General features: G+C 62.2%; 19 protein-coding genes and 1 tRNA gene. 10 read left to right on the top strand and 10 right to left on the bottom strand.

Annotated features, from left to right (window positions below):
- Nucleotides 1-44: 44 nt before the first annotated feature.
- From BSP239C_RS00315 to BSP239C_RS00305, 3 genes are all read right to left on the bottom strand, one after another.
- A complete protein-coding gene (locus tag BSP239C_RS00315; RefSeq protein ID WP_101569629.1) occupies nucleotides 45-1,628 on the bottom strand; it encodes an AbgT family transporter in 1,584 nt (527 codons plus the stop codon).
- A 228-nt stretch (nucleotides 1,629-1,856) separates the two neighbouring features.
- Nucleotides 1,857-2,942: an inositol-3-phosphate synthase gene (locus BSP239C_RS00310; RefSeq protein ID WP_101569628.1), complete on the bottom strand. Its 1,086-nt coding sequence runs from the start codon at nucleotides 2,940-2,942 to the stop codon at nucleotides 1,857-1,859.
- 185 nt (nucleotides 2,943-3,127) lie between these two features.
- Nucleotides 3,128-4,720, bottom strand: coding sequence for a peptide chain release factor 3 (locus tag BSP239C_RS00305; protein WP_101569889.1), 1,593 nt, complete (start codon nucleotides 4,718-4,720; stop codon nucleotides 3,128-3,130).
- 127 nt (nucleotides 4,721-4,847) lie between these two features.
- Between BSP239C_RS00305 and BSP239C_RS00300 the strand changes: the two genes are divergently transcribed.
- Nucleotides 4,848-5,222: a hypothetical protein gene (locus BSP239C_RS00300; RefSeq protein WP_101569627.1), complete on the top strand. Its 375-nt coding sequence runs from the start codon at nucleotides 4,848-4,850 to the stop codon at nucleotides 5,220-5,222.
- A gap of 25 nt (nucleotides 5,223-5,247) precedes the next feature.
- Here the strand turns inward: BSP239C_RS00300 and hrpA are convergent, their stop codons facing one another.
- Together hrpA and BSP239C_RS00290 are read right to left on the bottom strand one after the other, a co-directional pair.
- Entirely contained in the window at nucleotides 5,248-9,573 is a 4,326-nt protein-coding gene (gene hrpA, locus BSP239C_RS00295; RefSeq protein WP_257929969.1) for an ATP-dependent RNA helicase HrpA, read from the bottom strand.
- Between the two features lie 110 nt (nucleotides 9,574-9,683).
- Entirely contained in the window at nucleotides 9,684-10,271 is a 588-nt protein-coding gene (locus BSP239C_RS00290) for a DinB family protein (RefSeq protein WP_101569626.1), read from the bottom strand.
- 148 nt (nucleotides 10,272-10,419) lie between these two features.
- Between BSP239C_RS00290 and BSP239C_RS00285 the strand changes: the two genes are divergently transcribed.
- The 5 genes from BSP239C_RS00285 (at nucleotide 10,420) to BSP239C_RS00265 (ending at nucleotide 13,736) form a co-directional block, all read left to right on the top strand.
- Nucleotides 10,420-10,800: a YidH family protein gene (locus BSP239C_RS00285; RefSeq protein WP_101569887.1), complete on the top strand. Its 381-nt coding sequence runs from the start codon at nucleotides 10,420-10,422 to the stop codon at nucleotides 10,798-10,800.
- Nucleotides 10,797-11,147: a DUF202 domain-containing protein gene (locus BSP239C_RS00280; protein ID WP_101569625.1), complete on the top strand. Its 351-nt coding sequence runs from the start codon at nucleotides 10,797-10,799 to the stop codon at nucleotides 11,145-11,147. The genes BSP239C_RS00285 and BSP239C_RS00280 overlap by 4 nt, the downstream gene beginning before the upstream one ends.
- A gap of 59 nt (nucleotides 11,148-11,206) precedes the next feature.
- Entirely contained in the window at nucleotides 11,207-11,524 is a 318-nt protein-coding gene (locus tag BSP239C_RS00275) for a hypothetical protein (RefSeq protein WP_219618816.1), read from the top strand.
- A gap of 105 nt (nucleotides 11,525-11,629) precedes the next feature.
- The gene (locus BSP239C_RS00270) at nucleotides 11,630-12,556 is read left to right on the top strand and encodes an AEC family transporter (RefSeq protein WP_101569623.1); all 927 of its coding nucleotides are present in this window, start codon (nucleotides 11,630-11,632) and stop codon (nucleotides 12,554-12,556) included.
- Nucleotides 12,557-12,686: 130 nt separating this feature from the next.
- On the top strand, nucleotides 12,687-13,736 hold the full coding sequence (locus BSP239C_RS00265) for a TIGR01906 family membrane protein (RefSeq protein WP_101569622.1): 1,050 nt from the start codon (nucleotides 12,687-12,689) through the stop codon (nucleotides 13,734-13,736).
- A gap of 263 nt (nucleotides 13,737-13,999) precedes the next feature.
- On the opposite strand, the gene ppk2 is transcribed toward BSP239C_RS00265, so the two are convergent.
- A complete protein-coding gene (ppk2, locus tag BSP239C_RS00260; protein WP_101569621.1) occupies nucleotides 14,000-14,902 on the bottom strand; it encodes a polyphosphate kinase 2 in 903 nt (300 codons plus the stop codon).
- 102 nt (nucleotides 14,903-15,004) lie between these two features.
- The gene (locus BSP239C_RS00255; protein WP_257930005.1) at nucleotides 15,005-16,402 is read right to left on the bottom strand and encodes an MFS transporter; all 1,398 of its coding nucleotides are present in this window, start codon (nucleotides 16,400-16,402) and stop codon (nucleotides 15,005-15,007) included.
- A gap of 22 nt (nucleotides 16,403-16,424) precedes the next feature.
- Between BSP239C_RS00255 and BSP239C_RS00250 the strand changes: the two genes are divergently transcribed.
- The 3 genes from BSP239C_RS00250 to BSP239C_RS00240 all read left to right on the top strand — a co-directional run bounded on the left by BSP239C_RS00250 (nucleotide 16,425) and on the right by BSP239C_RS00240 (nucleotide 17,662).
- Nucleotides 16,425-16,498, top strand: a tRNA-Leu gene (locus BSP239C_RS00250).
- A gap of 79 nt (nucleotides 16,499-16,577) precedes the next feature.
- Nucleotides 16,578-17,147: a dienelactone hydrolase family protein gene (locus tag BSP239C_RS00245; RefSeq protein WP_101569619.1), complete on the top strand. Its 570-nt coding sequence runs from the start codon at nucleotides 16,578-16,580 to the stop codon at nucleotides 17,145-17,147.
- An 89-nt stretch (nucleotides 17,148-17,236) separates the two neighbouring features.
- Nucleotides 17,237-17,662, top strand: coding sequence for a hypothetical protein (locus BSP239C_RS00240; protein WP_101569618.1), 426 nt, complete (start codon nucleotides 17,237-17,239; stop codon nucleotides 17,660-17,662).
- 15 nt (nucleotides 17,663-17,677) lie between these two features.
- Here the strand turns inward: BSP239C_RS00240 and BSP239C_RS00235 are convergent, their stop codons facing one another.
- Nucleotides 17,678-18,562 carry a glutamate ABC transporter substrate-binding protein gene (locus BSP239C_RS00235; RefSeq protein ID WP_101569617.1) on the bottom strand — a complete coding sequence of 295 codons (885 nt, stop codon included), beginning with the start codon at nucleotides 18,560-18,562 and terminating at the stop codon, nucleotides 17,678-17,680.
- Nucleotides 18,563-18,672: 110 nt separating this feature from the next.
- Complete coding sequence (locus BSP239C_RS00230) at nucleotides 18,673-19,062, bottom strand: helix-turn-helix domain-containing protein (RefSeq protein ID WP_101569616.1); 390 nt, start codon at nucleotides 19,060-19,062, stop codon at nucleotides 18,673-18,675.
- A gap of 79 nt (nucleotides 19,063-19,141) precedes the next feature.
- Here BSP239C_RS00230 and BSP239C_RS00225 point away from each other — a divergent pair, with 79 nt between their 5' ends.
- A complete protein-coding gene (locus BSP239C_RS00225) occupies nucleotides 19,142-19,747 on the top strand; it encodes an NAD(P)-dependent oxidoreductase (protein WP_101569615.1) in 606 nt (201 codons plus the stop codon).
- Nucleotides 19,748-19,884: 137 nt separating this feature from the next.
- Here the strand turns inward: BSP239C_RS00225 and BSP239C_RS00220 are convergent, their stop codons facing one another.
- Nucleotides 19,885-21,258 carry an NAD(P)/FAD-dependent oxidoreductase gene (locus BSP239C_RS00220; RefSeq protein ID WP_101569614.1) on the bottom strand — a complete coding sequence of 458 codons (1,374 nt, stop codon included), beginning with the start codon at nucleotides 21,256-21,258 and terminating at the stop codon, nucleotides 19,885-19,887.
- Nucleotides 21,259-21,292: the final 34 nt, after the last annotated feature.

Genomic DNA, 21,292 nt, shown 5'->3' with positions numbered 1-21,292 from the left:
GAGGTGTCGTGTCCGCTCCAGTTTCGTAGGCCGTACCAGGAGCCTCAGCCCATGTGGTAGCTCGTGGCTGCACCCGGGCCCCATGGGATTCCTGTGGCCCACCAGATGAAGAAGAGGAGTCCCCAGAGAATGAACATTGCGAACGAGAGCGGAATGGTGAACGACAGAACGGTGCCGATTCCCGCATCCCTCTTATATCGCTGGATGAAGCCGAGGACCACAACGAAGTACGGGCTCATCGGGGAGATGATGTTCGTCGTGGAGTCACCGATGCGATAGAGGGCCTGCGTGGTTTCCGGGGCGATGGACAGGAGCATGAACATCGGCACGAGGACCGGTGCCATCAGGGTCCACAGTCCCGATCCCGAGGTCAGGAACATTGCGCCGAGGGCAACCAACAGCCACCCGCCGAGAAGGATGACGAAGGGTCCGGTGTCGAGTGAGCCGAAGAATTCGGCGCCGCGGATGGCGAGGATCTCGCCGAGGTTGGACATCTTGAACAGTGCGAGGAACTGGCTGGCGGCGAAGAAGAGGACGATGACGGGGACGAACGGCAGCAGTCCCTTGCCCATCATGTCGGGAATGTCCGAAGTCTTCTTGATCGATCCTGTGGCGTAGCCGTAGACGATGCCGACAATGAAGAATCCGAAGCCGATGATGGCTGCGATTCCTGCCATCAGTCCCGATTCGGGGCCGAAGCCACCGGCTTCATCGCGCAGGAACGAATCCTGGGGCAGTGCAAGGAAGAAGAGGAGTGCGGCGCAGGCGACGATGCTGAGCACAGCGAAGACCATGCCGCGCTTCTCGTTGGCATCCAGCGCCATTTTGACATCGAAGTTGTCGGGATCGTTCTCGTCTGGTTCGTCGAGTTCGATCTGGTCGGCTCGCTTCGACAGCAGCAGTTCGGTGACGAGAGTGACGGCGGCGGCGACGACGAACATCGAGACGAAGTTGAAGTAGAAGTTCGCAATCGGGCTGACCACGTAGTCGGGGTCGATGATCTGAGCCGCCGACGTGGAGAGCCCGCCGAGGATGGTGTCGAGGGAGTTGACCATCGGCGCCGCAGAATACCCACCCGAGGTGGCGGCATAGGCGACAAGACACCCCAGCAGCGGATTGCGCCCCACAGCTTTGAACGCGAGCCCGCCCAGGGGAATCATGATCATGTAGGAGGCGTCGGAGGCAATCGAGGAAGCGGTTCCGGCAAGTGCCACGATGAACGTGATCCACTTCGGTGAGGCACCGGCGATGGTTCCGCGCAGCATCGCCGGGATCAGTCCGGACTGCTCGGCCACGGCTACGCCGATGAGGACGATGAGCACGAGACCCAACGGTGGGAACGTGACGAAGTTGTTCGTGGCTCCGGCGACTATCTCCCGCAGGGACTCTGTGCTGAAGAGGTTGGTGACGCTCACCGTCTTGTCGGTGGCCGGGTTGACGGCTTCCAATCCGACGGCGGAGAAGATCGTGGAGAGGACCATCACTACGACGGCCAGGGACAGGAACAGCCAGAAGGGGTGCGGAAGTTTGTTTCCGGCCTTTTCGATGATGACCAGCAGGCGCATCAGCCAGTCGAGTTCGGCCGGTTTCTTCTTCGCGGTGTCGGTGGCAGCTGCATTGCGTGACATCGATACTCCTCGGTGATTCGTCAAAAGGGGTGTGCAGATGGGCCGAAGCTCATCCAGTGGTCGAGTCACGGCTCGTCTGTGGCAGGGACCACTGTGTGCACGCCCCAGTGTTATGGACAACACCGATTACAGGCGAGCCGATCTCATATCCTGGATCGCTTGCGCGCAGAGAAAATGCCGACCGCACGTAGGCGCGATCGGCATTCTCGGGTTGCGGGGGTCTTCAGCTCAGCGTTCGAGGTTTCCCTGGATGAAGGCTTCGACTGCGTCGTGAGCTGCGTCATCGCCATTCTGCTCCGGGGGCGACTTCATGAAGTACGACGAGGCGGAGATGAGAGCTCCGCCGACGCCGCGGTCGAGTCCGATCTTGGCCGCACGCACGGCGTCGATGATGACTCCGGCCGAGTTCGGTGAGTCCCAGACCTCGAGCTTGTATTCCAGCGACACCGGAGCATCACCGAAGTTGCGGCCTTCGAGACGGACGAAAGCCCATTTGCGATCGTCGAGCCACTCAATGTAGTCGCTGGGTCCGATGTGGACGTTGCGGGGCTCGAGCTCGGCCGAGGTGTTCGAAGTCACGGCCTGGGTCTTCGAGATCTTCTTCGACTCGAGGCGTTTGCGCTCGAGCATGTTCTTGAAGTCCATGTTGCCGCCGACGTTGAGCTGGTAGGTGCGGTCGAGGACGACGCCGCGGTCCTCGAACAGCTTGGCCATCACACGGTGAGTGATGGTCGCACCGATCTGGCTCTTGATGTCGTCGCCGACGATCGGCACGCCGGCGGCACGGAACTTCTCGTCCCATTCCTTGGTGCCGGCGATGAAGACAGGCAGGGCATTGACGAAGGCGACCTTCGCATCGATGGCGGCCTGTGCGTAGTACTCGACGGCTTCCTGCGAACCTACGGGCAGGTAGCAGACGAGAACATCGACCTGTGCCTCACGCAGCGCCTGTGCGACGTCGACGGGTTCGATGTCGGATTCGACGATGGTCTCGCGGTAGTACTCGCCGAGGCCGTCCAAGGTCGGTCCGCGCTGAACCTCGACACCGGTCGATGGCACGTCGGCAATCTTGATCGTGTTGTTCTCACTGGCCGTGATCGCCTCAGCGATATCGGCGCCGACCTTTTTGCCGTCGACGTCGAATGCGGCGACGAATTCGATATCACCGACGTGATAATCGCCGAACTCAACGTGCATGAGTCCCGGTACTTTACTTCCTGGGGCCGCATCCCGGTAATACTCAACACCTTGGATCAGGGAAGAGGCGCAGTTGCCCAATCCGGCAATCGCGACTCGAATCGATTTCGTTCCCACGTCTGTGATCTCTCCTTTGTCATTTCGGGTCTCCCCGAGCGTCAGGTCTCCCCAACTGGGGCCATCTTGAAATGACCCCGACTATTCATCTTAATGTCCTCGTCAAAACGGCGAGACGTCCTCGTCGAAACGACGAACGTGTGATCGGCGGAAGTTTATTCCCCTGCCGATCGCGGTGTGTGGGCTCAGCTGACGACGAGCGGTTCCAAAACCAGATCCGGATGATTCTTCTGCACGCCTTGGAGGCGCCACCTGTCTGAGAACAGGGCGAGCAGCTCACCGTCAGAGCGGTGCAGAACTTCAACTGATCGTTCCCTCGCCAGCGTCGGCACGCATTCTGGTGTGGTGCGCCGAGCCAAGGAGAAGTTGAGGCGCTCCAGCGAACAGGGCGCGTGGAATTCGTTGTTCATCCGGTCCTCGGCGACCTCGAACTGCATCGGTCCAACGGCTCCGAGAACCGGGGCCTGGTCACCGCGCAGGTCAGAGCGAAGCACCTGAATGACTCCTTCGTGGTCGAGCTGTTCGATACCGCGGCGGAACTGCTTGTACTTCGAGGAGTCCTTGGCCTTGATGACCATGAAGTGTTCGGGAGAGAACGTCGGAATGCCGGGGAATTCGACCTTCTTGTCCAGGTAGAGCGAATCGCCCACCCGCAGTGCACTGGCGTTGACCAGTCCGACGACGTCTCCTGGGAAGGCTTCATCGACGACGTCGCGGTCACGGCCGAAGACCTGCTGCGCATACTTCGTAGCGAAGGGTTTGCCGGTCGCGGCGTGGGTGAGCACGGAACCGCGTTCGAAGACACCGGAGCAGACTCGAATGTAGGCCAGCCGGTCACGGTGGTTGGAGTCCATGCCTGCCTGGACTTTGAAGACGAATCCGGAGAACGGATCGGCCACGTCGCGCGGCACATCGTTCTTATCCAGACGCGCCTCTGCCGCGGGCGCCAGGTCGACGAGCATGTCGAGGAGTTTGTGGATACCGAAGTTGAGCACCGCCGAGGCGAACATCACCGGGGTCGACTTGCCGGCCAGGAACGTCTCCTGATCGTGGTTCTGATCCTCCATGTCGAGAAGATCGGATTCGTCGACAGCAGTCTGCCAGGCATCGCCTTCGAGCTCGACGGCTTTGTCCGCGCCATAGGTCTCTTCGCCGGCGATGGTGGCACCGGCATTGGTGCGGTCGTACTTCGTGTAGTCACCGGTGAGACGGTCAAGGACTCCCCTGAAGTCACCGGACTGGCCAACAGGCCAGGTCAGCGGGGTGGGCAGGAGTCCGGTGCGTTCCTGGACCTCATCCATGAGCTCCAGCGCGTCGAGACCGGCACGGTCCCATTTGTTGATCACGGTGATGATCGGGATGTTGCGGTGGGCACAGACTTCGAAGAGTTTCATGGTCTGCGCTTCGAGGCCCTTGGCTGCGTCGATGAGCATCACGGCACAGTCGACGGCGGAGAGTACTCGATAGGTGTCCTCGGAGAAGTCCGCGTGACCCGGGGTGTCGACGAGGTTGAAGACCGCATCCCGATACTCGAACTGCAGCGCCGCTGAGGAGATCGAGATGCCGCGGTCCTGCTCCATCTTCATCCAGTCGGAGACAGTGGCGCGGCGGCCGGCCTTGCCATGGGTGGCGCCGGCCTTGCCGATGGCTCGTGCGTGCAGTGCGAGCGCCTCGGTGGTCGTCGATTTACCCGCGTCGGGGTGCGAAATGACAGCGAACGTCCGGCGGCGAGCCGCCTCGGTTCGAATGTCCTTGTCAGAATACTGGCCAGAAGTCACCAAAACATCTTATCTCTCTTCTGTCGTTGAACGGGTGTCCGGTCAGTCACAGTTGTGGTTAGTGTGCGCGGTCGGCTCCGCGGGGTGTCCAGCGTCTTGTCGGATTTCGCGTTTATGCTGGATGGCGATGAATGAGGAATTTGTTGAATACGCCGGACGCTCCGAACCGAGGGAACGCCTGCTCAAGGCCCTGCCGCTGATTTTCGCGGCGATCCTCGGCATCCCTGCCCTGGTGTACGCGCTCAAGTTTTCGCTCGAGATCGGTCAAGTCACCAGTTACCTCTTCGACCTCGGGACATCCGGGTGGGAGGCCTTCAGCATGGTGATGCTCAGTCTCTCAGGCGCGTTCTGCCTTGTCTTCTACCTCGTGTTCCTCTTCGTCGGGACCCGCCGACGGACGTGGAAATGGCGTATCTGGTGGTCTGTCGCCGCATTCCTCGCCGCCGCGGTCCTCCCCATCTGGTGGTTGTTCGCCGGCTACTTCACCTCCGGCCCCGCCTAGCCGCAACTCTCAGCGCCGCGACCCATCACAGTTGTGCGAGTGCCTTCGCGATCCTCTTCTCCGACACCGGGTGGGCAGTTCCCAGCGAATTCGCGTAGAGGCTGACGCGCAGCTCCTCGAGCATGATGATCACGTCCCGCCACTCACTGGGCACCGAGACCACGATCCGTGACCAATTCGCTTTGGCCAGCTCGGGGAACCTGTTGCCGACCTTCTTCAACACGGCGTCGCTGCTGCCGCTGATACGGTCCATGAGCTGCTTGTCGCGCATCGGCGAGTTCTGCATTCCATCGATGCGGACTACCTCAGTCTGCACCCACCGGGGCAGATCGCGGAGCATCTGCCCGGTCATCGCGGCCACCGACTCACCTGTGACTCGTGCTCCCCGCCATGTCTGCACATCTGCCAGGTTGGACAGGATCGCCAACGATGAGGCCCTTGATACGCGCCGGTCGAGTTCGGTGGTGGACCGCAGTGCCTTCATCAGATGAGGCAGCAGGTTCGAGCACATGTCGGTCAGGACCGCGTGCATCGCGGCTTCCAGCTTCCCGAACTCTCCGGCATCTGCCACCCAGCTGGTCTCAGCAGCACCCAGCTCGGTCTCGACGACGCTGCGGATTCCTGCCCTGATGAGGGCGTGGAGCATTTCGTCCGAGGACTGCTGGTGACCGGCGAGGACGAGTTTCTCATCGGTCGTCAGTCCTTCTCGCAGGTATTTCAGTGCCTCGTTCGTGCGCAGGCCCAACAGGGTGATGAGCCCCTCGCGTGAGGCCAAACGGGCCTGGGCAGCCGTGTCGAAGGCAACGAGGTCGACGCTGGTTCCACGGTCGACCAACCCGGGCACAGCCCCGACTTCAGCCTCGTCCGGGCTGGTCAGCGTGCCGAACGACCATGAGGTGAGTCCCGTCTTAGCATTGAACGAGACCTGCTTCGCCCGGGCCCTGCGCACCTGAGGTTTCGCCGTCGCCGTCAGCTTGGTCAGGTCCTCGCCGATACCCACTGTTGTGGTCCCGTCGATGACGCGGAAGCGGATCCGCAGGTGCGGCGGAATACGATCTTCGTCGAAGTCCGCGGCGGTCACGGTAATGGGAACCAGGTCGTTCAGGCCTCCCCCGCCTGCACGTTCGCTCAGGTGAGCGGCGAGCACCTCGGGCAGAGCCCCGCGGTAGGGAATGAGCATGGGCAGGATGTCGCGGGCGACGTCAGGCGCGGGTACGAAATAGCGGCGCTTGTTCTTCGGAAGCGACCGGATGTAGGCGGCGACGAGTTCCTCACGCAGGCCCGGGACCTGCCAGGAGAACTCATCGGAATCCACCAGGGGCACGGACGCTGCCGGGAGTTCGACGGTCACCCCGTCCTCGGTGCTGCCGGGTTCGAAGGAATACCTCAGCTTCGCCATCGAACCGTCGACCAGTTCCCATTCCATCGGGAAATCGTCGGCCACCGAGGCGGTGAGTTCCTCGCTGTCGTCGCTGAGCAGGATCGACGTGTTCAGATCCAGCAGATGCGAATCGCGACGCTTCTGCTTCTTCCACCAGGCACGGAAGTCCGCCGCCGAGGTGATTGTGGCAGGAATCCGTTCATCGTAGAACTCGAAGAGCGCATCGTCCTGGTCCAGGACCCTGCGGTTACGTGTGCGTGAGGCGAGCGCTTCTGCCTCATCGATGACCGTCACATTGTGTTCGAGGAATCCGAAGCGTTCGTGCCAGTCACCTTCGATGAGGCCCTTGCGGATGAACATGTCCCGTGCAGCCTCCTGGTCGAAGGTCCCATAGCCGACCCGCCTGTCAGAGACGAGAGTGACGCCGTAGAGCGAGATCTTCTCGTAGACCATCGAACCGCCGGCCTTCTTCGACCAGTGCGGGTCCGAATACTGTCTGGTCACCAGATCACCGGCTGCTTCGACAACCCAGTCGGGTTCGATCGCTGAAACGGTACGGGCCCACAGTCTGGAGGTTTCGACGAGTTCGGCGGCCATGACGAAGTCGGGCTTCTTCTTGAACAGACCCGATCCGGGGAAGATCGCGAAGCGGGTACCTCGGGCTCCCTGATAGTCCTTGTTGCGTTCGGACCGGGCACCGATCATCGACAGCAGCCCCGTCAGCAGTGCCCGGTGGATAGCCGCGGCATGAGGGTCGAGTCTCGCGCTTGCAGCACTCTGTCCGGAGTCCTTCTCCGCATCCTGCCCGCCGTTCTTCTTCGCACTGCGTTTCTGTGCGCTGAGTTCGGCGAATCCGACCTTGCCGTTGGCGCTCTTCGAGCTCGTCGGAGCAGCGGCAGTGTTCGACGTGCTCGTCTGAGGCCCGGAAGCCTTTGCCGGCGACGCCGATGCGTCGGCAGCAGACGCCTCGACCGGGCGCCACACCGACTTGTTGACACGGATGCCGGAGGAGCCGAGCAAAGAGCGCAGCTGGCCGACGAGGTCCTGCCATTCGCGGATGCGCACGAAGTTGAGGAACTCGGCCCTGCATTGGCGGCGGAACTTCGAACTCGTCAGCGCCGACTGCTGGTCGTCGAGGTAGTTCCACAGGTTGAGGTAGGACAGGAAGTCGCTGCCCGGGTGGGTGAAGCGGGCGTGCTTCTCATCGGCGGCCGCGCGCACCTCGGTAGGTCGTTCGCGGGGGTCCTGAATGGACAGTGCGGCCACGATGACGGTGACCTCTCCCCCACATCCCGCCTCGGCGCCGGCGATGACCATGCGCGCCAGCCTCGGATCGATCGGGAGCAGGGACAACTGTCGACCGGTCGGGGTGACCGTGATCGTTCCGGCCTTATCGCTGGTCAGAGCCCCCAGTTCGGAGAGCATGGTGCGTCCGTCGCGAACGGCCTTGGCCTCCGGTGGGGTGAGGAACGGGAACTCGAGGATCTCCTTGTCACTGGAAGCGAACCCCAGGTCTGTCATCTGCAGGATGACGCTGGCGAGGTTGGTGCGCAGGATCTCCGGGTCGGTGAACTCGGGTCGCGACTCGAAGTCGTCTTGGGAATACAGGCGGATGCAGATGCCGTCGCTGGTTCGACCCGACCTGCCCTTGCGCTGATTCGCGCTCGCCTGGGAGATGCGTTCGATCGGCAGTCGCTGGACTCGGGTGCGGTTGGAGTATCGGGAGATGCGGGCGGTGCCGACGTCGATTACGTATTTGATGCCAGGCACCGTCAACGAGGTTTCGGCGACGTTCGTGGCCAGCACGAGGCGGGGTCTGGAGTGAGGTTTGAAGACCTTCTGCTGTTCGCCGGCGGAGAGTCGGGCGAAGAGCGGCACGACTTCCCAGTTGCTCAGACGCGGACGTTTGCGCACATGAGCCTCGAGGGCTTCGGCGGTATCGCGGATCTCGCGTTCCCCGGAGAGGAAGACGAGGATGTCGCCGGGTTCTTCTGCGCTGAGTTCGTCGAAGGCGGCGATGATGCCCTCGGTCTGTTCCTCGGGCCCCGTTTCGTAGCTCCCGGATTCCTCTGGACCGTCGTCGCCGTCTTCTTCGTAGTCGTCGACAAGTGGGCGGTAGCGCACCTCGACCGGATAGGTTCGGCCGGCGACCTCGATGATCGGAGCGTCATCGAAGTGCGCGGCGAAGGACTGCGGGTCAATGGTCGCCGAGGTGATGATGACCTTGAGCTCGGGCCGTCTGCCCATCACTTCTTTGAGTGAGCCGAGGAGGAAGTCGATGTTGAGGCTGCGTTCGTGCGCTTCATCGATGATGATGACTTCGTAGTCGCGCAGCAGCTTGTCCCGGGACAGTTCGGAGAGCAGGATGCCGTCGGTCATGACCTTGACCCGGGTCGAATCCGCGACCTGCGCGGTAAATCGCACCTGGTAGCCGATGGTCCCGCCGAGATCCTCACCGAGTTCGTCGGCGATGCGATCGGCCACGGTCCTGGCAGCGATTCGCCGAGGCTGCGTGTGCCCGATCAGTCCGTTGACTCCCAGCCCCAGTTCGAGGCAGATCTTGGGCAGCTGGGTGGTCTTTCCCGATCCCGTCTCGCCGGCGACGATGACGACCTGGTTGTCTCGGATGGCCGTGGCGATCTCGTCTTTGGCGGCCGAGACCGGCAGGTTCGCCGGGTAGGTGACGTCGACAGACCGGGACTGCCGGGCTGCCGTCAGCCGAGCCCGACGTTCACGGTGAGAGGCGCCGGTGTTCTTGCGTCGCTCATTCTTCCGCCGAGGTGAGCGCTTGGCGGATCGTGCGTCCTTGCCCACGGTGTGACTGTCTTTGTCTGGGACTTGGGAGCCCTTGCGCGAGGTCTTTGAGCCCTGACGCGGTGGCTGTGTGCCCGGGCGTGGTGACGGCGTATCCGTCCGCGGGGTCGAGTTGCCCGTGTCCGGGCTCGACGATGCTGAGTTCTCATGTGCCATTTCAGTTCCCAGCTTAACGTCTGCCCCGCCGAGGCGGAGATCCTCGGTGTCTGGACCCGTCCGGCTGCCGCGTGCCTGCAGGTGCTCAGGCGCTATTGGCCACCCACTGCTCAGTCGTTGTCGGCCAGCGCCCGCAGCTTGGCAAGGTAGGCCTCCCAGTCCTGACCCTCGGGCATGTTCGGACTGCGAGGGGTGAGTCCGACCTTCCCATCGATGCTCTCGCGCACGATGTCGGCCTGACCCACATGCCTCGCAAGGTCGACAATGACGTGCACCATGATCTGCTGCAGAGACACCGCAGCCTTCTCAGCCTGCCAATGGGGAACCGTGCCCTGCGCCTCGAGCGCGTGGGTATCGATCGTCTCGTCGGCGAAGTCCCACACACGTCGGTAGAAGTCGAGGATGGAGTCCACAGTTTCGCCCTCTGCCGCGTACCAGTCGACTTGTGGGTCGGCCTCGAACTGCGCATCGGTGATGGCCTCACCGGGATGTGGCCAAGGTCTGCCGAAGGTGTCACCGAAGTACCCGATCTCCACATTCGCCATGTGTTTGACGATGCCTGCGAGATTGAGCCCCGTGGCCGTCTGCGGCAGCCGCAGGTCGCGTTCACTGAGTCCGGTGAGCTTCCACGTCAGATCATTGCGGCATGCCTGCAGGTGGTTCTTGAGTATCGTCTTCATCGCATCGTCGCGGGCCATGCTTTTAGTCTGCCGCACCCTCGGGAAGAAGGGTAGGTCCTTCGCGGCGATCCACCACGAATATCTCCCATCCGCCCGATGGAAGAACTATTCCGCCGCACGGCGGAACCTCGGCGCGCTATTCGACCACACCAGTTATCCTCGATACGTGACCCCCGATGACTCTCGCAGCAGGATCGCCCGACGGTTGTTTCCCGACGGCGAGGACCCCGACCCTCGTTTCACCCTCGCCAACGAACGCACGTTCCTGTCCTGGATCCGCACAGCCTTGGCGTTCATCGGCGGTGGCATCGCGGTCGAGGCCTTCACCTCGGAGATCTTCACCTCTGGACTGCGTGCGACCCTGTCGATCGTGCTGATGGTCATCGGGTTCATCCTCGCCGCCGGTGCCGCCTTCAGATGGCACCGCATCGAGTCGGCCATGCGCCACAAGACCTCGCTGCCACTTCCCCTCATCATTCCTATCGTCAGTCTGGCCTCCGCGCTGGGTGCTGGCCTCCTCGTTCTGGTCTTCGCCGGAGTCCTGTGACCGCGCGGCGTCCCAGACGGCCCCAGCCACACCCCGATCCTGGGCTGCAACCGGAGCGAACGACTCAGTCCTGGCTGCGCACCAGCCTCACGATGACCGTTGTCAGTCTGCTGTTCATCCGGTGGATCAATGTGTTCGAAGGTCTCTCTGTCATCGTCTTCGTCATCTGCATCGCATTGGCGATGGCCGCAATCGCTCTGCAGGTCAGGCGCTACCGCCTCGGCTCGGTGTCCATCCGTGCTGAGCGGGGTCGCCCTACTCCCTGGGCGGTCCTCTTCCTCACAAGCTCGGCCTGCCTCATCGCGGCCCTCGGAATCGCCTCGGTCATCAAGATCTCCCTCAATTGAGGTTCCTCGTTGTGAGACCGCCGTCCAGTTCCCGACCGGCATTGCCTAAACTGGTCTTCATGAAGGACGCACGTGAAGTTTCGACCGCCCCACTTGTCGCCGTTGGCCTCGTCGGCGGATTCCTGACCGCCCGCGAGACCGGGATCCGCCCTCTCGGCGGTGTCGTGCTCGCAGCAGCGGGCGCCTATGCCGCTCGGACCTGGTTCACCAAGCAGGGCTGGCCCATCGGCACAGCGCTGACCTTGGGCTACCTCGGCGGGTTCGGTGCCTCTCATCCTCTGGCGAAGAAGATCGGTGCATGGCCTTCGGTCCTCAGCGTCGCTGCCGTCACGGCGGCGACAGCCTACGTGGCTGTCGACTCCGTCGAAGCTGACTGAGCAAACACAACCCACTCTGTCTGGCCACGGCAGTGCGCCCAGACCACGCCCCCTGCGCCTCGGCCGAAGCCGACTGATCCGGAAAGCGAGGACCACCGGTAGCCCATGCTGGCTGTTTTCGAAGGCTTCGCCGTCATCGCAGGTGTCATCCTGGTCGGATTCGTGCTCGGACGATCCGAGGTCCTCGGGCCCAATGGGCAGCAGGTCATCGCGAAACTCGTCTTCTATGCAGGTACTCCCACCCTGCTCTACGTCACTGTTGCCGACACCGACCTGGGGCTGATCTTCAACACGGCGCTCCTGGCCACAGGCGGATCCGCCGTGATTGTGGGTGCGCTCCTGTTCGTCCTCACCCGCTACATCCGTAAACGCAGCACCGGCGAGGCAATGTTCTCCGCCTGGGCCGTCAGCTACGTCAACATTGGCAACCTCGGCATCCCGATCGCGGCCTATGTGCTCCACGACATCGGATATGTCGCACCGGTGCTGCTCTTCCAGTTGCTCATCCTCGCCCCCATCGGCATGGCCGTCCTCGATGCTTCGGGGAAGAAGAAGCTTGATCAGCACTGGTATTCGGGTGTGCTCCAGATTCTCCGCAACCCGATTGTCCTGGGTGCTGCCGCGGGTGTGGCCGCTTCGGCGACGGGTTTCGAGCTTCCGCGCTTCATCTTCGAGCCCATCGACATGATCGGCGCCACCGCAGTCCCCGGAGCGCTGCTGGCCTTCGGCATCTCGCTCAAGGACGGGTGGGCCCTGCCGGCTCCGGGAACCAGGAAACAGCTGACGTACATCACGGTCGGCAAACAGGTCATCCAGCCTGCTCTGGCCTGGATCATCGGCGGCCCCCTGCTGGGGTACTCCGGCATCGCCCTGTTCGCCATCGTCGTCACCTCGGCGCTGCCGACCGCGCAGAACGTCTACATCTACTCCATGCAGTACCGACAGTCCGAGGCACTCATGCGTGATGCGGTCTTCATCACGACCGTGCTGGCGGTGCCCACTCTCGTCATCATCGCAGCCCTGTTGGGCTGACCTCTCCGGCGGACTGGGGAACTGAAATCGGGACGGCGAGCCACCTCGGCGATCCCAGCCTCCTTCCTGATCTGGAGTTCTGTGGCGTGTCGGAGCCCGCTTGCCCACTCGGGTCAATGACAATGGGGATGTGGCTGGAGACGAGAAGAACGAGACCGAAGACCTCCTGAGCAGGCGGATGAGTTCAGGATCCAGTAGTGCTGCCGAAAAGCAGACGGAGCCTCCCTTGGAGGCCGCGAACGATCCTTCGACGGACACCGAGGCGTTCGACCCGATCAGGGAACCGATCGCCAAGGACGAGCCGAAGCCCTCAACCGGGCCGGTGCGCGTTGCGCCCGCTCATTCGTCGACTCCTCCCGAGACTGCCCGGACACGTGAGGTTCCTGCCAACTCCCGCACAGCGGTGATGAGCGAAGCCGATTGGGCCGCTGTGACTCAGGCCGCGACGTCCACAGACACCCACGACCCTGAGGTGCCCGAACGTCGCAGCAGCGTCCTCGATGTCATCGGGACCATCTGGATCACGCTGGCCACGCCGTTCATTCTCCTGGCTTTGGCTGTCCGATTCGTGGCCTCTGGGCTGTTCCTCAAGTTCGAGTACTTCCGTCCCGGGTTCCCGGCCGACCAGTTCGGCTTCGGCAGCGCCGACCGCGAACACTACGGCACCTACGTCATCGACTATCTGGCGAACCTCGACTCCCGGCGTTATCTCGCCGACGTCATCATGCCCAACGGCGAACCCATCTTCATCTCCGACGAGCTCAACCACATGGCCGACGTCAAGGATCTCATCTCCCTGCTGTACCTGATTGCCCTCGTCGGCCTCATCGGCGCCATCCTCTTCGGCCTCTACATGTCACGCACACACGGCCTGGGCATCCACGTCGGACTGCGCTTGGGTGCCATCATCAGCATCATCGGCATGGCCGGCGCGGCAGTGCTCGCATTCCTCGGCTGGGACACCTTCTTCCGCGAATTCCACAAGATCTTCTTCTCCAACGGAACCTGGGAGTTCTACAGCGACGACTCCCTCATCCGACTGTTCCCACCCCAGTTCTGGGTCGACGCAGGAATCGCCGGGGGCGGGCTCTTCGTCCTGCTGGCCGTCATCCTCTTCTGGCTCAGCTTCGCCGGCCACAAGAAGCGCCGCGCAGTGAAGAAGGCTCGGCGAGAGGCCTGAGCACAGCGGGCTTTACGCCCAGCACAACGGGCTGCTCGCCCAGATGAGTACTGCGGACTCTGTCCGCTCCACGGTTGTCGGCCGGGTGGTCTTTCCCCTTCCACCCGGCCGCAGTATATTCATCGCTCCGACTCGTTCCTCGCAACATCAGTACCGGCACCTGCCGCCAGGTCGCTTCAGTCAAGGCAGGTCGCGTCGGCCGCCGCGGTTGCTTCAGTCACCGCGGTTGCTTCAGTCACCGCGGTTGCTTCAGTCCAGCTACTTCAGTCGTCGACGGCGTCGCGTCCGCGACGGACGATGATCGGGTCCGGTTCATAGACGATCGAGGTGTCCTTGTCCTCGTAGTCGAACTGGTTGAGGAAGTAGCGCATGGCATTGAGGCGTGCGCGCTTCTTGTCATTGCTCTTGATGGTGATCCAGGGAGCATGATCGGTATCCGTGCGGCGAAACATCTCTTCCTTCGCTGCAGTGTAATCGTCCCAGCGACCCAAGGACTCGAGGTCCATGGGAGAGAGCTTCCATTGTCGCACCGGGTCGATCTGGCGGATCGCGAAACGGGTGCGCTGTTCCCGCTGAGTCACAGAGAACCAGAACTTGGTGACGTGGATGCCGGAGTCGATGAGCATCTTCTCGAATACCGGGGCCTGCTCCATGAACGTCTCGTATTCGCAGTCCGTGCAGAAGCCCATCACGCGTTCGACGTTGGCTCGGTTGTACCAGGACCGGTCGAACATGACGAACTCGCCGCTGGTGGGCAGGTGGCTGATGTAGCGCTGGAAATACCACTGGCCCGCTTCCTTGTCAGATGGCTTGTTCAGGGCCACGACGCGTGCCGCACGCGGGTTGAGGTGCTCGGTGAAGCGTTTGATCGTTCCACCTTTGCCGGCGGCGTCACGGCCTTCGAAGACGATGACGTGCTTACGGTCGGTGTCCTGCCCCCAGTACTGGAATTTCAGCAGTTCGACCTGTAGCCGGTATTTCTCGAGCTCGTATTCTTCCCGGTCCATGAGCTCCGGGTATGGGTAGCCCTCACGCCAGGTTTCAACCGCGCGCCCCATCGGATCGATGAGGTTCGGGTCCGTGGTGTGAGAGTCCTCGACCGTATAGCCTTCGATCCGAAGCTTGTCGATGTATTCGCGCAGGTTCTCATTGAGCAGATTGTTCACAGGCGCTCCTTCATATCGACAGCGTTCGTCTTCTTCAGCGGCCTGGCCTCAATATTGTGGTCATCACCAGTCCCCAGGCACAGTACTGAGTAGAGATGAACATCAGGCTATCCGATCGATGTCCTGTTTCGGAATGATTCCCAGACTCAGCAGGGGCGCCACGGCGACGAAGGCGAATGACAGTGGGTATCCGAACACTGTGATCAGCGTCCCGAATCCCGGACCCAAGATCGCAGACATGACGAACTGTCCCGTGTTCTGCGTGCCCATGGCCTTGCCTGACCATTGGGGACCAGCTGCCTCGGCGACCGAGGCGAAGGCCAGCCCGTTATCGGCCACCGATACGGTCGAGGCCAGGATGAACACCACCGCCGCCACTACGGGCATCGGAGTGATGGAGATGAGCGCAATCGCCGCCACGAGGACGACGGCTGCAACGGCCACGATCCGCATCAGCCCGACCCTGGACCCGAGGCGATCGGAAAGCCCACCGACAATCATGCGCCCGATCGCTCCCACGATCTGAGAGGCCGCGACGATGCCGCCGGCGATGCCGGGGCTGATGTGCTGATTCGCGATGAGCCAGATGAGACCGTAGGTAGAGAACGCGAACTGTGGGATCACCAGCAGCGCGGAGACGGCGTGGATGCGCCACAGGAACGAATCCATCCGGTAGGGGTTGTTCGTCGCAGATGGCGCCTTCACCTCTCCCCTCGCCGAGGCGGAGCCTGGCCCGGCATCATCGGTGGCCGTGTGTACGACGGTGGGTGCCACCTCGGCGCGGGGAGGGTCCCGGACGAGTCCGAGACAGATCACGGACATGACCCCGGTGACGATGACGACAAACCACAGGTAGCCGGTGAACCCACCGGATGACGCGATGGGTGGGACGCTCAGTGCCGCGACACTTGTGCCAAGCGGCTGTGACATCTGCCTAATGCCCATGGCCAGACCGCGGCGGTGCCGGGGAAACCAGCCCATGACCACGCGTCCGCTGGCCGAGTTCACGGACGCGGCGGCGGCACCGGAGGCCGCGATGATGATGACCATCCACACTGGTGAGCCGACCACAGCCACCGCCAGCCCCGAGGCCAAAGCCGTCAGGGCGATGCCCAGAGTCATGGCCAATCGTTCACCGAACTTATCGGCGAAGGCGCCCCAGGCGATGAGGGTGAGGATGAGGCCGAAGCTCGGAGCTGCGGCCACAGTGCCAGCTTGGGTGAGCGTGTAGCCAAGATCCGTGTGCATATACGGAATGAGGAAAGCTGGTCCGGTGATCGCGACCGTGGCCGCCATCTGCGAGAGCACTCCGATGACGAGGATCACCCAGGCCTGTCTGCTGGGCGAGTTCTCTGTCATAAGTTTGAGACTAGTCGTCTCACGTACGATCCGTCTTTGCGTCTCAGATCGCGGCGGACGCTCTGCCGTCGTGTCCCGGATCGCGGCGGGCGACTTTTCGCTATAAAGTGAGTGCTGGCGCTGCCCTTGCAGTGCCTGCACAATGGGCTGCAAGCCCAAATATCCCCCTATAGCCCAATCGGCAGAGGCAGTCGACTTAAAATCGATCAAGTGTGGGTTCGAGTCCCACTGGGGGGACTTTTTCTGCCTGCTGTTCTCTTCACTCCTGCGTAGAATCGGATCATCCGCCGCAGGTAATCAAGGGAGATTCAGCGCTATGGCCGAGATCATGCTCTACCACCACGTCCAGGGACTCACCGACGGGGTCGCCGCATTCGCAGAGGGCCTGAGGGCCTCGGGGCATACCGTGCATGTCCCCGACATGTTCGCGGGCCGCACGTTCGCCTCCATCGAAGAAGGGTTCGCTTATGCCCGCGAGACCGGATTCGATATGGTCCGACAGCGCGGACTTGCGGAAACACCAGAACCGGGCGCCGGTCTGGTGTTCGCAGGCTTCTCCCTCGGAGTCACGATCGCCCAGCAGCTCGCTCAAACCCGGGACGACGCCCGCGGCGCGCTTCTCATCGATTCCTGCCTGCCGGTCGCCGAATTCGGATCGGCATGGCCTGAGACTGTGCCGGTGCAGATTCACGGCAAGGAAGACGACGAATTCTTCAACGAGGATCTGCCCTCTGCCCGAGCCTTAGCCGACTCCACGCCGTCCGCAGAACTCTTCGTCTACCCTGGCAGCCAACATCTCTTCGCCGACTCGTCCTTGGACTCGTTCGACGCGGACGCAACCGCGCTTCTGCTCGAACGTGCCCGCAGGCTCCTCGCTGCAGTTTGAGTCTGCTGGATGTGCCGCTTCCTGGGAGTCGTTCGAGCATGAAGGTATGAAGTTTCGCATCCGTCAGTCCGTCCGGGCAAGATAGTCACATGACGAATGTGCTGCTCACCTCACAGGGCCCGCCTCTGTCCGCCGGCGATCTGGAAGATCCCGACGTCGCCTCCACACCGGGGCCTGCCGTACTTTTTGCGACCCTGGCGACCCGGCGTGCCGAAGACACCATGGCTACTGGGTCCAACCGTCCGTTCGCCTACCGCGAGGCGGGTGCCGATTGGCATGAGCTCGGCTACGAGGCAGCCGACCACTGGGAGGGGCTGACCCCCGAGCTGCGCCAACGGCTGATCACAGACCGGACAGCGCAGCTCAGCCGCGAGGAGTACTCCGTCACCACCAGCGGAGCCAGCGCATCGATGATCACGAGCAACTGGACGTACTCCGACTCGCCGCGCATGTACCGCGTCGCTGGCGAGCTCCGTGAACTCGCCGAGGTGCTCGCGGAGATCACCAGCGACTGACGCCTGCCTGTGTGACTAGTATCGATCAACTGTCGGCAGCTTCACGCCGCCCGAATCCCCTAGGGTATGCTCGAACGCCTGTGTCCAGTCCCCGTTCTCGACTGCTGACTCAACTGCGTCGTTGACGGCGTTCCGGAGTTCATCGTCGCCCTTGGGCAAGCCGATTCCGTAGTGGTCTTCGGAGAAGGGCTGACCGACGACAGTGAGCTCGTCTGAACTCTGTGCAGCATAGCCGCGCAAGATGGCATCGTCAGTCGTGACCGCGTCCACGGAGCCTGACTGCAGGTCGGTCACACATTTTGAGACGGTGTCGTAGGTGACGAGCTCTGCCTCAGGGTGCTCCTTTTCCATCCTCTGTCCCGGCACTCCCCCGACAGTTGCGCATACAGTCTTGTCATCAAGGTCGTCCGGACCACCGATGTCGGAATCAGAGCGAACCATGAGGTCCTGCCCTGCTGTGTAATAAGGGCCAGCGAAGTCGATGATCTTCTTTCGCTCATCGTTGATGGTGTAGCCGGCCACAACGAGATCGACATTGCCCTGCTGCAGGAAGGTGTCTCGATTGGACGTCACGGTTTCCACCCACTCGATGTCCTCGGGAGCGAACCCGAGCTGACCGGCCACGATCGTGGCGATCTCGACGTCAAAACCTTCTGGCGTTTCGGCTCCGGCGGTGAGGTTCCCGATACCCGGCTGATCATGAAAGACACCGATCGTGATTGAGCCCTGATCGTGAGCGCTCTTCCATGTCGGCGAGGCCGCGATATCGGCACCGTCGTTCACTTCATAAGAAGGCCTATCCGCACCGCCATCGGGGTCGGCAGGAGTCCCACCCTGACCACATCCACTCAGGACGAGCCCGAGCACAGCAGACCCGATGACCCAGTTGACCTTGAGCATGCACACTCCTTTGTGAGATTCTATCTGCTGCTCACCGTTGAGCAGATGTGATTCGATAGTACCGGCGAACCGGAGGAGCGAAAGACCGCTCGGAACAAGTCCGAGTTGCCTCAGGAGCCCCGCAACATGGTGGCGTCCTCATGGTGGTCCCTGCTCTCCGAGATGGCTGCCACATTGAGTTCAGCCCACCGTCGCAGAGCAGCCACGGGTTCTTGAAGGGACCGGCCCAGTTCGGTCAGTGCATATTCCACTCGTGGAGGAACCTCGGCAAAGACCTCTCTGGTCACGAGCCCATCGGCAACCAGCGATCGCAGGGTCGAAGTGAGGACCTTCGGTGTGATCCCACCGATTGCCACACGAATTTCGCTGAAGCGCTTCGGGCCTTCATCGAGGATCTCGATGATGAGGACCGTCCATTTGTCACCGACGCGGTCGAGAACGACTCGAGTCGGACATTCGGGATCGAAGGCATCGCCTTCCCAGGAACTGCTCACACTCATATTCCAATAGTATCTTTGAGGTACTCGATATCAAAAGGGTATCTTTGTGGCATCATCCGCATCAACGAAAGGACACACCATGAAGATCGCACTGTTCGGGGCATCCGGAATGATCGGATCCCGGGTCACCAAGGAGGCCGCAGAACGCGGACTCGAAATCACCGCCATCACCCGCACCGGTGCCGAGGTCCCTGGAGCCGCAACGAGCCTCAAAGGCGACATGGGAGATGTTGAATTCGACCGCCAGGTCGTCGCCGATCACGACGTCATCGTCTCGACGACCGGCCCCAGCCGCACCGGCGGACCCCACGAAGAGTGGCTGAAGGGTCTCGAGACACTGGCTCAGGCCAGTGGAGACAAGCGCATCTTCGTCGTCGGCGGCGCCGGATCCCTCTTCGTCGGCGGCACGATGCTCAAAGACACCAAAGGCTTTCCCGAAGCATATAAGACCGAGTCAGAGACCGGCACGAGAGCACTCGAACTGATGCGTGCCGGCAGCTACTCCCCCTGGACTCTGATCTCCCCGGCCCCGGAGATCGGCCCCGGTGAACGCACTGGAACCTACACAACCGAGCTCGAGACACCCGCCGGTGATTCGATCTCCGCCGAAGACTTCGCGGTGGCCATGGTCGATGAGATCATCAACGCGAAACACATCGACACTCGCTTCACCGTCGCCAACTGAGACCCCCGGGCGTTTTGAATCCCTCGTCCTCTTGAATGACAAGAACGCTGGGAGTGCGATTGCACTCCCAGCGTTCTTCAGACCTCATCAGGGTTCACATCACGGTGACGGCCGGACGCGAATCCTGCGCTCAGGTATCAGGCCTTTGCGGTTTCCTTCTTTGGAGCAGGCTTCGAGTTGGCTGCCTCGACGAAGTTCTTGCGAGGAACATCGAGATCGGCCAATGGCATGGTGTCGCGGCCGACGACGGCGTTGAGGATCCAGTTGCCGAAGACCTTGACCTTGCGGTCAACTGTCGGGATCGCGTAGCCGTGGTAGGCACGGTGCATCAGCCAGGCGAGGACGCCGCGGGCTTCGAAGTCGCCCATCTGCGAAACGCCCTTGTACAGACCCAGGCCTGCAACGGTGCCGATGGTCTTGTGGAAGTACTGCTTGAACTCAGTCTCTCCGCGCAGAGCGGCGAGAACGTTGGCAGCCAGCACTGGCGCCTGGCGCACGGCGTGCTGAGCGTTGGGCACGCAGTAGCCACCCACGCCGCCACCGGAGAGATCAGGTACAGCTGCGTTGTCGCCGGCGGCCCATGCGCCCTCGACCACACCGTTGTCACCCTCGACGCGCAGATCGGCGCGCACGGTCACACGGCCGCGCTCATCGAGAGGCAGGTCTGAGTCGACGAGGATCGGGTTGGCTTTGACGCCAGCCGACCACACGATGGTGTCGGCGTCGAATTCTTCGCCGCTGGAGAGCTTGACGTGCTTGTCAGTGCAGTCCTGGAGGAAGGTCTCGAGGTACACATCGATGCCGCGTTCGCGCATGTGCTCGACGACCCACCGAGCCTGAGCTTCGCCGACCTCAGGCATGACACGGTCAAGTGCTTCGACGAGGACGAAGCGGACATCAGCTTCGGTCAGCGTCTCGTACTGAGCCACTGCGGAGCGGACGACGTCTTCGAGCTCGGTGAGGAGTTCGATGCCAGCGAATCCGCCGCCGACGAAGACGAAGGTCAGTGCCTTGCGACGTTCCTCGTCATCTTCCATCAGCGAGGCATCGGACAAGCGGCTGAGGAGGTGATCGCGCAGTGCGACAGCTTCCTCGATGCGCTTGAGCGCGATGGCGTTCTCCTTGAGGCCGGGGATCGGCAGAGCACGCGCCACCGAACCGGCAGCCATGATGATGTGGTCGTAGTCGAGCTCGAACGCTTCGTCGTTCTCGGGCTCGACGGTGACGAACTTGTCGCTGTGGTTGATCGAGCTGACCTTCGCGGTGATGACTTCAGCACCGGAGAGGTTGCGACGCAGCGGCACGACAGCGTGACGCGGTTCGATGGACCCGGCTGCCACCTCGGGGAGGAACGGCAGATAGGTCATGTACGGGTTGGGATCGACCACGGTCACTGTGGCTTCGCCACGACCGAGGTTCTTCAACAGATTCTGAGCGGTAACGAGACCAAGGTAGCCGCCACCAACGACGAGGATTCGAGGACGCAATTTTGAGTTTCTGATGAGTGCCATATCCCCATCTTAGGCCCTTGTGAAAACTTTCACT

The organism is Brevibacterium sp. 239c (assembly GCF_900169365.1).
In the GTDB taxonomy this organism is placed as follows: Bacteria; Actinomycetota; Actinomycetes; order Actinomycetales; family Brevibacteriaceae; genus Brevibacterium.
The sequence above is the reverse complement of the archived record's forward strand: the minus strand, read 5'-3'. Positions and strand labels throughout refer to the sequence as shown.

Bases quoted from the DNA above. Each gene is read 5' to 3' on its own strand.
- BSP239C_RS00315 (WP_101569629.1), bottom strand. From the start codon at position 1,628: ATGTCACGCAATGCAGCTGCCACCGACACCGCGAAGAAGAAACCGGCC.
- BSP239C_RS00300 (WP_101569627.1), top strand. From the start codon at position 4,848: ATGAATGAGGAATTTGTTGAATACGCCGGACGCTCCGAACCGAGGGAA.
- hrpA (WP_257929969.1), bottom strand. From the start codon at position 9,573: ATGGCACATGAGAACTCAGCATCGTCGAGCCCGGACACGGGCAACTCG.
- BSP239C_RS00290 (WP_101569626.1), bottom strand. From the start codon at position 10,271: ATGGCCCGCGACGATGCGATGAAGACGATACTCAAGAACCACCTGCAG.
- BSP239C_RS00275 (WP_219618816.1), top strand. From the start codon at position 11,207: ATGAAGGACGCACGTGAAGTTTCGACCGCCCCACTTGTCGCCGTTGGC.
- BSP239C_RS00270 (WP_101569623.1), top strand. From the start codon at position 11,630: ATGCTGGCTGTTTTCGAAGGCTTCGCCGTCATCGCAGGTGTCATCCTG.
- BSP239C_RS00245 (WP_101569619.1), top strand. From the start codon at position 16,578: ATGGCCGAGATCATGCTCTACCACCACGTCCAGGGACTCACCGACGGG.
- BSP239C_RS00240 (WP_101569618.1), top strand. From the start codon at position 17,237: ATGACGAATGTGCTGCTCACCTCACAGGGCCCGCCTCTGTCCGCCGGC.
- BSP239C_RS00235 (WP_101569617.1), bottom strand. From the start codon at position 18,562: ATGCTCAAGGTCAACTGGGTCATCGGGTCTGCTGTGCTCGGGCTCGTC.
- BSP239C_RS00230 (WP_101569616.1), bottom strand. From the start codon at position 19,062: ATGAGTGTGAGCAGTTCCTGGGAAGGCGATGCCTTCGATCCCGAATGT.
- BSP239C_RS00225 (WP_101569615.1), top strand. From the start codon at position 19,142: ATGAAGATCGCACTGTTCGGGGCATCCGGAATGATCGGATCCCGGGTC.
- BSP239C_RS00220 (WP_101569614.1), bottom strand. From the start codon at position 21,258: ATGGCACTCATCAGAAACTCAAAATTGCGTCCTCGAATCCTCGTCGTT.